This is a genomic window from Thiemannella venezuelensis (assembly GCF_014203605.1).
In the GTDB taxonomy this organism is placed as follows: domain Bacteria; phylum Actinomycetota; class Actinomycetes; order Streptosporangiales; family Streptosporangiaceae; genus Planomonospora_A; species Planomonospora_A venezuelensis.
This window is the reverse complement of the sequence record NZ_JACHJJ010000003.1, coordinates 171270-182787: the sequence shown is the minus strand read 5'-3', so window position 1 is coordinate 182787 and position 11518 is coordinate 171270. Positions and strand designations below refer to the sequence as shown.

11 protein-coding genes and 1 other RNA gene are annotated in these 11518 nt (G+C 70.9%); 8 read left to right on the top strand and 4 right to left on the bottom strand.

Translation table 11 applies throughout. From position 1 onward, the window contains the following. Positions 1-107 precede the first annotated feature (107 nt). Positions 108-368 carry a hypothetical protein gene (locus FHS22_RS06480; RefSeq protein WP_184939683.1) on the top strand — a complete coding sequence of 87 codons (261 nt, stop codon included), beginning with the start codon at positions 108-110 and terminating at the stop codon, positions 366-368. Between the two features lie 30 nt (positions 369-398). Here the strand turns inward: FHS22_RS06480 and FHS22_RS06475 are convergent, their stop codons facing one another. After that, positions 399-821, bottom strand: coding sequence for a hypothetical protein (locus FHS22_RS06475; RefSeq protein ID WP_184939298.1), 423 nt, complete (start codon positions 819-821; stop codon positions 399-401). A 342-nt stretch (positions 822-1163) separates the two neighbouring features. On the opposite strand from FHS22_RS06475, the gene FHS22_RS06470 reads away from it, so the two are divergent. Then, on the top strand, positions 1164-3233 hold the full coding sequence (locus tag FHS22_RS06470; RefSeq protein WP_338047623.1) for a bifunctional polysaccharide deacetylase/glycosyltransferase family 2 protein: 2070 nt from the start codon (positions 1164-1166) through the stop codon (positions 3231-3233). Between the two features lie 37 nt (positions 3234-3270). On the opposite strand, the gene FHS22_RS06465 is transcribed toward FHS22_RS06470, so the two are convergent. Beyond that, complete coding sequence (locus FHS22_RS06465) at positions 3271-4296, bottom strand: DUF8094 domain-containing protein (RefSeq protein WP_184939294.1); 1026 nt, start codon at positions 4294-4296, stop codon at positions 3271-3273. 115 nt (positions 4297-4411) lie between these two features. Between FHS22_RS06465 and prfB the strand changes: the two genes are divergently transcribed. Further along, the gene (prfB, locus tag FHS22_RS06460) at positions 4412-5530 is read left to right on the top strand and encodes a peptide chain release factor 2 (RefSeq protein ID WP_184939292.1); all 1119 of its coding nucleotides are present in this window, start codon (positions 4412-4414) and stop codon (positions 5528-5530) included. Positions 5531-5548: 18 nt separating this feature from the next. Here the strand turns inward: prfB and FHS22_RS06455 are convergent, their stop codons facing one another. Further along, complete coding sequence (locus tag FHS22_RS06455) at positions 5549-5740, bottom strand: hypothetical protein (protein ID WP_184939290.1); 192 nt, start codon at positions 5738-5740, stop codon at positions 5549-5551. A gap of 234 nt (positions 5741-5974) precedes the next feature. On the opposite strand from FHS22_RS06455, the gene ftsE reads away from it, so the two are divergent. From ftsE to ssrA, 5 genes are all read left to right on the top strand, one after another. After that, complete coding sequence (gene ftsE / locus FHS22_RS06450) at positions 5975-6664, top strand: cell division ATP-binding protein FtsE (RefSeq protein WP_184939289.1); 690 nt, start codon at positions 5975-5977, stop codon at positions 6662-6664. A gap of 30 nt (positions 6665-6694) precedes the next feature. Further along, the gene (gene ftsX, locus FHS22_RS06445) at positions 6695-7600 is read left to right on the top strand and encodes a permease-like cell division protein FtsX (protein ID WP_184939287.1); all 906 of its coding nucleotides are present in this window, start codon (positions 6695-6697) and stop codon (positions 7598-7600) included. A gap of 22 nt (positions 7601-7622) precedes the next feature. Next, positions 7623-8090, top strand: coding sequence for an SsrA-binding protein SmpB (gene smpB, locus FHS22_RS06440; protein ID WP_184939285.1), 468 nt, complete (start codon positions 7623-7625; stop codon positions 8088-8090). A 2-nt stretch (positions 8091-8092) separates the two neighbouring features. Continuing rightward, positions 8093-9979, top strand: coding sequence for a penicillin-binding transpeptidase domain-containing protein (locus tag FHS22_RS06435; protein ID WP_184939283.1), 1887 nt, complete (start codon positions 8093-8095; stop codon positions 9977-9979). A gap of 368 nt (positions 9980-10347) precedes the next feature. After that, positions 10348-10732, top strand: a transfer-messenger RNA (tmRNA) gene (gene ssrA / locus FHS22_RS06430). Positions 10733-10852: 120 nt separating this feature from the next. On the opposite strand, the gene FHS22_RS06425 is transcribed toward ssrA, so the two are convergent. After that, the gene (locus FHS22_RS06425) at positions 10853-11401 is read right to left on the bottom strand and encodes a Uma2 family endonuclease (protein ID WP_184939282.1); all 549 of its coding nucleotides are present in this window, start codon (positions 11399-11401) and stop codon (positions 10853-10855) included. Positions 11402-11518 lie beyond the last annotated feature (117 nt).

The following is an 11518-nucleotide window of genomic DNA, read 5'->3' as shown; positions in this document are numbered from 1 at the left end:
TCGGCGATCCTACGGGGACCTTGGTACGGTCGCGCGGTGATCGTTTGGTGAGAAGCCGGCGCCGGACCGACCCCCCGGGCGCTGACTTCTCACCAAACGATCTCGGAGTGCTTCATCCGGAGGGCGAAGAACCGAGACTGGAGATGCTCGCCCGGCGCTACGCGGGCAACCCCGCCGTCATCGGCGCCGACCTGCACAACGAGCCGCACGCCGAGGGCACCAACCCCAACGCCACCGGCGCCTGCTGGGGCTGCGGCGACCCGGCCCCGGCTTCGGACCCGGCCGGTCGCGTACGGCGCGGCCGCCCGGGACACGCTTCACGGGTTGTCGATATGTCCCATATCCGCCATCAATTTTCTTATATATGATCTTTTATTACTAAACTTCCGCCCCGTGAATCACCGGAACCCCCCCACCGGCGCCGCGGTCTTCGTCGATCGCACGGGCAGACGCAGACGGCTCCTGAACGTCATCGGGATCGCATCCGGGACGCTGGTGTTCGGCTCGGCGGCGATCGTGGTGGGCGGCTTGTTCACCGGCACGCCGCTGCCGGCGGGCGGCTGGCCGGAAGACGGCCCCGCGGCGCCGGTGCCCGCCGCCACCGGGGCCGGGCAGGGAAGGCCCGCGAAGTCCTCGCCGAGCGCGGAGGCCACCGCGGCGCCGGCCTCGCGGCGTCCGGCTCCGGCCCCCTCCCGCACCTCCGTGCCGGCCTCCTCCCGTACCTCCGGGTCCGCGACCTCCCCGCGGCCCCGGGTGACGCCCCGGCCGTCGTCCCCGAAGGCCCCGCTCGCGCCCTCCCGGGTCCCCTCCGCCGCGCCCACCCCGTCACAGGAGCCGGCGGTACCGGAGCAACCGGTCGAACCGCCCCCGTCCGGGCAGCCGGCCGGGCCGGCGGCGTCCGGGCAGCCGACCGGGCGACCGGCCCCGACCGCGACGCCGCCCGGTCAGGACGCCGGAGGGAACCCGGCGACGAAGGGATGAGCGGGAAGGAGACCCCGGCGGTACGCGAGCGGCCTCCGCGCTCCGCAGCCGCGGCGGGAACCGCAGCGGCCGTCCGCCCGCGGAGAGGGACGCGCCCTCCGCGGAGGAGCCCGGACCCCGGGCGGCGTGCTGCCGTCCGGCGGCGGCGCCGGCTCCGGACCGACCCGCGAGGGCACTGGCTCGTGGTCGCGGCCGGCGCCGTGCTGACGGCGGGAGCACTGCTCCTCAACGGTTACACCACGAACGCGGTGGGCGAGACGCGTGCCGCGCCCGTCCCCGCCGACCGGCCCTCGGCGGAGCTCGACCGGGTACGGCGCGGCGGACCCGTGATCAACCTCACCGGCGGCGAGCCGGACAGCGTCCGCCTCCCGGCCCGTACGGTGGCCCTCACCTTCGACGACGGCCCGGATCCGCGGTGGACGCCGGAACTGCTCGCCGTGCTCGCCAAGCACGGTGCCAAGGCCACCTTCTTCGCCGTCGGCGCCCGGATCGCGGAGAACCCCGAGCTGACCCGGAGGATCATCGCCGGGGGGCACGAGATCGGCAACCACACCTACGCGCACGCCGATCCCGCCGCCGTGCCGGACTGGCGGCTCCGGCTGGAGCTGTCGCTGACCCAGAAGGCGCTGGCCGGCGCCGCGGGCGTGCACACCCGCCTGGTCCGCCCGCCGTACTTCTCCTCGCCGGCCGCCCTCACCGGCGCCCAGCTGCGGGCGATGCGTGTCATGGCGGAGGAGGGCTACCTCGTCGTGCTCACCGACCTGGACACCGAGGACTGGGCCAGGCCCGGCACCGGGCGGATCGTGCGATCGGCCCTCCCCCGCCGGGGCAGAGGAGCGGTGGTCATGATGCACGACTCCGGCGGCGACCGCGGCCAGACGGTCGCCGCGGTCGACCGGCTGCTCACCCGGCTCACCGCGCAGGGGTACCGGGCGGTGACGCTCACCTCCGCCATCGGCATGCCCTCCGCCCACACTCCGGCCGGTGACATGGAGCGCTTCGTCGGCACCGGGCTGGGGCTCGCCCAGCGCGCGGCGGGCGCCTTCGCCACGGCGATGGTGTGGGTCATGGCCGCCGCGGGGGCGCTCACCCTGCTGCGGCTGATGCTCTTCCTCGTCCTGGCCAGGATGCACGCCCGGCACGCAAGGGCCGGCAGGAGGCACGCCGGGCACACGCCGGCCTGGCCCGTACCGCCTCCCGTCACCGTGATCGTCCCCGCCTACAACGAGGAGGCCGGCATCGAGGCGACCGTGCGCTCGCTGGTGAGGACCGGCCACCCCGGCGGACTGGAGGTGATCGTCGTCGACGACGGCTCCTCCGACCGCACCGCCGCCATCACCGCCTCCCTCGGCCTGCCCGGAGTGCGGGTGATCCGCCGGGAGAACGGCGGCAAGCCCGCCGCGCTCAACACCGGCATCGCCTGCGCCTCGCACGACATCCTGGTCATGGTGGACGGCGACACCGTCTTCGAGCCCGCCACCATCGGCCACCTGGTCCGGCCGCTCGCGGACCCGGCCGTGGGAGCGGTCAGCGGCAACACGAAGGTGGGCAACCGCCGCGGTGTGATCGGACGCTGGCAGCACATCGAGTACGTCATCGGCTTCAACCTCGACCGCCGCGCCTTCGACATGCTGGGCTGCATGCCCACCGTGCCCGGGGCGATCGGGGCGTTCCGGCGCTCGGCGCTGCGGGAGGCCGGGGGAGTCAGCGCCGACACCCTGGCCGAGGACACCGACCTGACCATGGCGATCCGCCGGGCCGGCTGGCAGGTGGTCTACGAGGAGGGCGCGCTGGCCTGGACCGAGGCGCCGACCTCGCTCGGGCAGCTCTGGCGGCAGCGCTACCGGTGGTGCTACGGCACGCTGCAGGCGATGTGGAAGCACCGCCACGCGATCGCGGAGGGCCCGTTCGGCCGCCGGTGCCTGGGCTACCTGGCGCTCTTCCAGGTACTGCTGCCGCTGCTGGCGCCGGTCGTGGACATCATGGCCGCCTACCACGTGGCGGTGGGGGACCCGCTGCCGGTGGTGGCGGTATGGGCGGGATTCGTGCTGCTGCAGGCGTTCAGCGGCTGGTACGCGCTGCGGCTGGACCGGGAACGGGCCTCGGTGCTGTGGGCCCTGCCCCTGCAGCAGTTCGTCTACCGGCAGCTGATGTACCTGGTGGTCATCCAGTCGGTGGCGACCGCCGTGCTCGGGGTGCGCCTGGGCTGGCAGACGATCCGCAGGGAGGGCACCTTCGCGGCGCGCGGCTGAGAACCGTCCGTCCCGCACGCGGTGAGCGCGACGGGCGTCAGGAGCTGGTGACCTTGGTGATGCCGCCGGCGTAGCCGATGATCCGGGCGAGCTCGCGGCTGGTCTTCGGCGGGACCGTGCTCACGTACTGCTGCGTCTCCACGGTGCGGACCTCCTCCAGCGGGGCGGCGTCGGGCTCCCGGCCCTCGGGCACCTTCGCCCTGAGCTCCCCGCAGGGGTAGACCTTGGCCGTCCAGGTCGTCGTCCTGATCAGGGAGTACATGATCAGGGCGCCGCCGTCCGCGGTGCGCAGCGCGTGCACCGGGTAGCCGGCCGCGGCGAAGATCGAGCCGTAGCCGAGGCAGCCGCCCTTCTCCGCCGCGCGGGTGGCGGTGATCTCGGTCGCGTGCGCGGTGGTGTGCGGGCCTTCGGCGATCAGCCCGGCGGCGAACCCCGCCGAGCCCTCCTCCGCCGTGGTCGCGTGGAGCGGCGCCATCAGCCGCGGGCTGATCTGCACGCCGGGGTCGTCCTCGCCCAGGGCGGTGGCGTAGCCCTCGGCGTCCAGCGCGATCTCGGGGAGCGCGGAGTCCAGCAGGGAGAGGGAGCTGATCCGCCAGTCCTTCCCGCCCTGCCCGGTCACCGTCAGCACCGCGGAGCGGCTCTCCCCGTCGCCGTCGCGGCGGTCCACGACGGCGGCGAACCAGAGGGGGCCCCGCTCCAGCCGGGGGACCAGCAGCCGCGGCTCACCCCAGGTGTGGCCGGGCAGGTCCTCGCCGGACCTGCCCAGGGCGGCCTGGAGCAGGGCGAGGTGCCCGTCGGCGGCCTGCCTGAGCAGGTGGTTGCGGTCGGCGGGCAGCCGGGGGGAGGCGGAGCCCAGGACCTCGTCGGCGGACAGGACGTCCTTCAGCGCCGCGGCGGCCTCGGCGAGGGTGACCTGCGGGCGGGCGGCGGCCGGGACGGGGGTCGAACCGGCGGCCGCGGGGCTCCGCTCCGGGGCCGCGCCGTCCCCGGAGGAGCAGGCCGCGGCCGCGGCGGTCAGGGCGAGCGCGAGCGCGAGCAGACCCCGTCGCCCGTTTCCTCGCACCCTCGCCTCCCGATGGCCTCTCTCCCGGCGGTGCCCGCCGCGGCGCCAAGCCTAGCCACGGCGCGGGCCCGAGCCGTACACAACGGGGTGTGGCGGTCGCGTACCCTTTACAGACGTGGCACTCAACGATCCGGCAGAAGAGATCAACGAGCTTACCGGCACGCTGAACAGCATTCAGGACGTGCTGGACCTCGACGCCGTACGCAAGCAGATCGAGGAGCTGGAGGACCAGGCGGCCGCGCCCGACCTCTGGAACGACCAGGAGCGGGCCCAGAAGGTCACCAGCAAGCTCTCCTATCTGCAGGGCGAGGTCAACAGGATCGAGACCCTCGGGCAGCGGCTGGAGGACCTGTCCGTCCTCTACGAGCTCGCCGAGGCCGAGGACGATCCCGACACCCGCGAGGAGGCCGACCGGGAGCTGGCGGCCCTCAGGGGCGACATCGGCGCCCTGGAGGTCCGCACCCTGCTCTCGGGCGAGTACGACGCCCGGGAGGCGGTCGTCACGATCCAGTCCCAGGCCGGCGGCGTGGACGCCGCGGACTGGGCGCAGATGCTCCAGCGGATGTACATCCGCTGGGCCGAGCGCAAGGGCTACCCGACGGAGATCTACGAGACCTCCTACGCCGAGGAGGCCGGGATCAAGTCGACGACCTTCACGGTCAAGGCCCCCTACGCCTACGGCACCCTCCGCGGCGAGCACGGCACCCACCGGCTGGTCCGGATCAGCCCGTTCGACAACCAGGGCCGCCGCCAGACCTCCTTCGCGGGCGTGGACGTGGTCCCCGTCGTCGAGACGACCGACCACATCGACATCAACGAGGACGACCTGCGGGTCGACGTCTACCGGTCCTCGGGTCCCGGCGGCCAGGGCGTCAACACCACCGACTCGGCGGTCCGCCTCACCCACCTGCCCACCGGCATCGTGGTCTCCTGCCAGAACGAGCGCTCCCAGCTGCAGAACAAGGCGACCGCCATGGCGGTCCTGCAGTCCAAGCTGCTGGAGCGCAAGCGGCAGGAGGAGGCGGCGGCGCTGAGCGAGATCCGGGGTGAGGCCACCACCTCGTGGGGCACCCAGATCCGCAACTACGTGCTGCACCCGTACCAGATCGTGAAGGACCTGCGGACGGGCACCGAAGCGGGCAACCCGAGCGCGGTGCTGGACGGCGACCTCGACGAGTTCATCGAGGCCGAGATCCGCTGGACCCGCCGCCAGGAGGCGGGCGAGGGCGCCTGAAACCTTCCGGGGGCCCGCTCAGGTCCCCGTGAGGTGCTTGAGGGCCAGCGTGAGGAAGAACAGCGTGATAAGCGCCAGGGAGACGAGGGCGGGAGTCATCCCGCCCAGGCCGCCGTGGTGCATGCGGTCGCGGTTGGCCCGGCACAGGGGGCAGCGGCCCTCCGCGACGGGGTGCGCGCACCGCGCGCAGACCAGATCATCACAGCTCATCGTGTCCTCGCCTTCGGATTCGTAACCACTTTATGCGGTCGTTACCGGGCGCCGAATCGTTTTGTTTCCGTTATGGACCTTCCATGCCAGTCTTCCCCCTAGACTGGGCTCCGGCCAACCGGAACGTCGATCGAGGTAAAGATCGGCGCCCCCCGGCCGGCGAGAGGCGGGAAGTGGTCCTCTGCCACCACCGCGACCGTCCTAACCCCTAGACTGACATGCCGTGATGCGCCCGTGATCCATTTTGATAATGTCACCAAGGTCTACGCGAACCAGAACCGGCCCGCGTTGGACCACGTCAGCGTCGACGTCGACAAGGGCGAGTTCGTGTTTCTCGTCGGCCCCTCGGGGTCCGGGAAGTCGACCTTCCTCCGCCTGGTCCTCAAGGAGGAGCGCCCCAACTCGGGCGCGATCCATGTGGCCGGCAAGGATCTCGCCCGACTGTCCAACTTCAAGGTGCCGCACCTGCGTCGCCGGATCGGCTGCGTGTTCCAGGACTTCCGGCTCCTGCCGAACAAGAACGTCTACGAGAACGTGGCGTTCGCCCTGGAGGTCATCGGCAAGCCCCGGCGGTTCATCCGCAAGGTCGTGCCCGAGGTCGTCGAGCTCGTCGGCCTGGAGGGCAAGGCCCACCGGATGCCCGACGAGCTGTCCGGAGGCGAGCAGCAGCGGGTCGCGATGGCCCGCGCGTTCGTCAACCGGCCGATGATCCTGCTGGCCGACGAGCCGACCGGGAACATCGACCCGGCGACGAGCATCGGCATCATGAAGGTGCTCGACCGGATCAACCGGACGGGCACCACCGTCGTCATGGCCACGCACGACGCGGCCATCGTCGACTCCATGCGCAAGCGCGTAGTGGAACTGGAGGACGGAAAGATCGTCCGAGACCAGTCGCGTGGCGTGTACGGCCAGGCGTACTGAACCGGGATCGGCGAGAGCGACAGGAAGAACATGCGGGCAAACTTCATCTTCTCCGAGGTCTGGATCGGCCTCCGCCGTAACCTCACGATGACCATCGCGGTCATCGTGACGGTGGCGATCGGCATGGCGCTGCTGGGTATCGGTCTGATGGTCAGCTCTCAGATCTCCGGCATGAAGGACTACTGGGCGGACAAGGTCGAGGTCTCGGTCTTCCTGTGCAAGAAGAACGACCCGTTCCCCAAGTGCAAGGGCAGCGGCGGCGTCGACCAGGAGGAGCAGGCCGCGCTCAGGGCGCAGATCGAGGGCATGGAGCAGGTCGAGAAGGTCGAGTTCGAGGACGCGGCCAAGGCCTACGAGAACTTCAAGGTGCAGTACGCCAGCAACACCGTGCTGCTCGCGGCGATCCAGGTCGACGACATGCCCGAGTCGTTCCGGGTCAAGCTCAAGGATCCCGACACCTACGGTGCGGTGATCGAGTCCCTGGAGGGCGCCGCGGGGGTCTCCAACGTGGTCAACCAGAAGAAGCTCCTGGAGAACTTCTTCGGGCTGATGGAGAAGATCCGCGGGTTCGCCCTGGTGATCGCCGGCTTCCTGGTGATCGCCGCCACCCTGCTGATCGGCAACACGGTCCGGCTCTCGGCCTACAACCGGAGGCGTGAGACGGGCATCATGCGGCTGGTCGGCGCCTCGAACCTCTACATCCAGCTCCCGTTCGTGATGGAGGGCGTCATCGCCGGCCTGATCGGCGGCGTGATGGCGGCGGTCCTGCTGATCGTCACCAAGGTGTTCCTCTTCGACGGGATGCAGGGATACCTGGGCAACAGCCAGCTCACCTGGGAGACCGTCGCCTCGGTGATCAGTTTCACCATGGCCATCGGCGTCTTCATCTGTGTGCTCGCCTCGTTCGTCACGCTCCGCCGTTACCTGCGGGTGTGAGGCGTCCCGGTAGGCTCGAAGCATGCCACGTGAGACCGGGCGGAAGGTCATCGCCCAGAACAAGCGTGCCCGGCACGACTACCACATCGAGGACACCTACGAGGCCGGCCTCGTGCTGCAGGGCACGGAGGTCAAGTCGCTGCGACTGGGCCGCGCCTCGCTCGTCGACGGGTACGCCACGGTCAAGGACGGCGAGGCGTGGTTGATCAACATCCACATCCCCGAGTACACCATGGGGACGTGGACCAACCACGCGGCGCGGCGCACGCGCAAGCTGCTCCTGCACCGTAAGGAGATCGACAAGCTGGTCGCCAAGACCAAGGAGGGCGGCCTCACCCTGGTCCCGCTCTCGCTCTACTTCAAGGACGGCAAGGCCAAGGTCGAACTGGGCCTCGCCAAGGGGAAGAAGGACTGGGACAAGCGGCAGACGCTGGCCGAGAAGCAGGCCAAGCGGGAGATGGCCCGCGAGCTCAGGCATCGGAACAGGTGACCGTGACGGGGAGGGCTCGCCGCGCCGCCGCGGCGGCGCTCACGCTGGTGGCGACGGCCCCCATGCTGTCGGCGTGCTTCGAGGAGCCCTCGGCGCACGAGGCGGTCCGCGACTTCCTGGTGGGCTGGCAGACCGGTGACTACACCATGGCGGCCCGGCGCACCGACGGCGACGCGCAGAAGGTGCGCCAGTCCCTGGAGGACGCCAAGGTCCACCTCGACGCGGCCTCGTTCCGGTTCGCGCTCAAGGGGATCCGCCGTACGGGGGAGCAGGCGCAGGCCGACTTCGCCGCCGAGGTCGACCTCGGGGAGAACAACCCCCTGTGGGAGTACGACGGCAGGCTCCCGCTCCACCTGGTGGACGGGGAGTGGAAGGTGCGCTGGTCGCCCGGCGTGCTCCACCCCGAACTGCGCGAGGGCCAGCGTTTCGCGGTGAAGGTCGAACCCGAGGACCGCTACCCGATCGAGGCGCAGGACCGCGACCCGCTGCAGGAGCTCGCCAACCTGCACGTGGCCAGCGTCATCCCGGCCAGGCTGAACGACCCGGAGAAGGTCTGCGAGCAGCTGTCCAAGGTGACGGGCTTCCCGAAGGACCGGCTGCTGAGCCGGATCATGTCGGCCGTGCCCAACATGCAGGTGCCGCTGATCACCTTCGGCCGGACCCGGTTCGCCCAGCTCCGCCCGGAGCTGGAGGCCATCGAGGGCATCCAGTTCTCGATCCGCGAGCAGCCGGTCGCGCCCGCCTCGCCCAAGCAGATCGTCGGCACGGTCACCGCGGTCACGCCGGAGATCGAGCTGCTGCTCGGCGGCCCGCAGCGGGCCGGGGACACGTTCGGCAGGGACGGCCTGCAGAAGGCCTACCAGGAGTACCTGACCGGTTCGACCGAGACCAGCGTGGTCACCGTGGACCTCAAGACGCTGGAGACGGCGGCGGAGCTCGCCAAGTGGCGGCCGGGCCGTACGGCCGCGCCGGTGCGCACCACGCTCGACCGGCGCGTCCAGCAGGCCGCCGACTCCGCGCTGGCCACGGGCGCGCGCGGCATGCTGGTCGCGGTCCAGGGCTCGACCGGTGAGGTGCGGGCCGTGAGCAGCACCAGGGAGTACCACCAGGAGACGGACGTGCTCGCCGGGAAGTTCCCCGCGGGGACCACCTTCTCGATCATGGCGGTCGAGGGGCTGCTCAAGGCCCAGGTGGATCTCAAGCAGAAGATCGCCTGCCCGGCCGACCGGACCGTCGGCGGGTCCCGCTTCCGCCAGGTGGGGCCGCCGGCGGGGAGCGAGCCGACCCTCCGGGGCAACTTCGCCAGTGCCTGCGTGACCGCGCTGGCCTCCCTGGCCCGCCTGGTCGGTCCGGCCGAGCTGAGCGCCGGCGCGGAGAAGTTCGGCATCGGGGCGCCGTGGACGCTGCCGCTGAAGTCCTTCAGCGGCTCGATGCAGCCGCTGAACAACGACGCGGCCACCGCACGGGCGATCGCCGGGCAGAACGTCTCGGTCAGCCCGCTGTCCATGGCGCTGGTCGCCGGGGCGGTCTCCTCCGGCACCTGGCGCCCGCCGGTCCTGGTCATCGATCCGAAGACCCCGGACCTGTCGGCCGAGGCCGAGCAGCCGAGCAAACCGGTCCCCCCGGTCACGCTCGACGAGAAGACCGTCACCACCCTGCGCTCCCTCATGCGGACCGGCGTGACCTCCGGCTCCGCCCGGGCCGCGGCGGCCCCGGGTGATCCGGTGCACGGAATCACCGCCGCCGTGTCGCGGGAGGGCAAGCAGCTCTCCTGGTTCGTGGGCTGGCAGGGGGACGTGGCGGTGGCCGTGCTCGTGGAGGGCAGCGATCCGGGCGCCGGAGCGGCCGTCGCGGGCCGGTTCTTCCAGAACCTGCGGGCCGGGGTCTGATCGGGGACGCGACCCCGAGGTGACGCTGTGAAAAATTCTCATCACCCGGAGCAACCATGCGGCGCCTCTTCTGCGTCTTTCCAAGTGACTGAGCACCGCTCGGGGGGTTGCGGACTCAGTCGCCGTGATGAGATCAGGGCTTCATCTCGGGGGAGGCCCTGCCGTCCGGACCGGCTCGACCCTGCCGGTCGGCCCCGGGGACGCGTGCGACACGCCGCGTCCCCGGGGTTTCGGCATGTTCCGGTCCGTTGCCGGATTCTTTGCCTCCTGGACCTCTCCGCGGGAATGGAGTTGGCGCCGGAGCCGTTGTAACCGGTATCTTCGGATCGCCGGTCCTCCTCGCGGGGGGCGGGTTGACAACTCAACAGGGGGGTGACTGGTTTCGACTTTGGCTTTGCAAGTCAGGAGAAGCGGGTCGAGGACTGCGGACATAACCTCGTTAACACTGTGACCGCGACCAATAAGTGCCAATAAGACGCACTCCGAGGTCAGCCAGGGCAACCTGGCCCTCGCCGCCTAAGCAGCGAGAAACCTCTGCCGGCCCGGGAGCGCCTCCGGCCCGGATCCGGCATCGCTAGGAGGCTCAACCGCGAGACCCGGCCACGGGGTCGAGCGGGAAATCCAACAGTGGCTGAGCCCGTCGGCGTCTTGCCTGCGTGAACGCCGGGGCTGAGAAAAACACAGCAGGCTGCACCCGGAGAAGCCCTGTCTTGGAGTTGAAGGACGCGGGTTCGATTCCCGCCACCTCCACCCCCGTCCCGTGTTCGAAACGCGCGGGACAGATCGCCGAAGGGGCGGTCGAGCGGCACCTTGGCCGCCCGGCCGCCCCTTCGGCGTTGCTGCGGGCCCTCTCCCGCCGGTACGGCTGCGCCGTTACTCCAGCACGCTGGTGTCGAGGGCGAAGGAGAGCGGCGCGGGCAGGTCGAGGGGCTTGCCGAACTCGGTCTTGGCGGTATGGGTGTAGTGACCGTTCTCGGGCTCCCAGTGCACGGAGACCTCGCGGAACTCGCGGTCGACAAGGAGGTAGATGGGGATGGCGGCCTCGGCGTAGGCCTTCAGCTTCTCCACCCGGTCGACCTCCGGCTCGCTGGAGGTGACCTCGACCAGCATCACGACTCCGGCGGGATCCGCCCACTCCGGCTGCCCCCGGAAGTTTCCCCTGGGCGCCACGGTGCCGTCGGGGATAGCGCGACCGGCACGGTAGGCGGGGATGACCAGACCGCGGGCGCCTTGAGTGCGGAGGTCTGGATAGTGCGCCCGAACCTGGGCGTCGATCTCGGTGACGTCCTCGTCGTGGTCGCCGCCTGCGGGGGGAGTCACGATGATTCTTCCGTTGATCAGCTCCACGCGGAGATGCTCGGGAGCCGCACGGTCGAGAACCTCGAAGTCCTCGATCGTCACCTCGGCTTGAGTGGCGGACATATCCCCACTATAAGAGGGCCCCGCCTCGCGTGACGGCCTCTCGGAACGCCGGATGCTCGAGAAGGCGACCGCCCGGGGACGCTGGACGTCACTAGGCCGGTTGTGTCCGAAAACCGC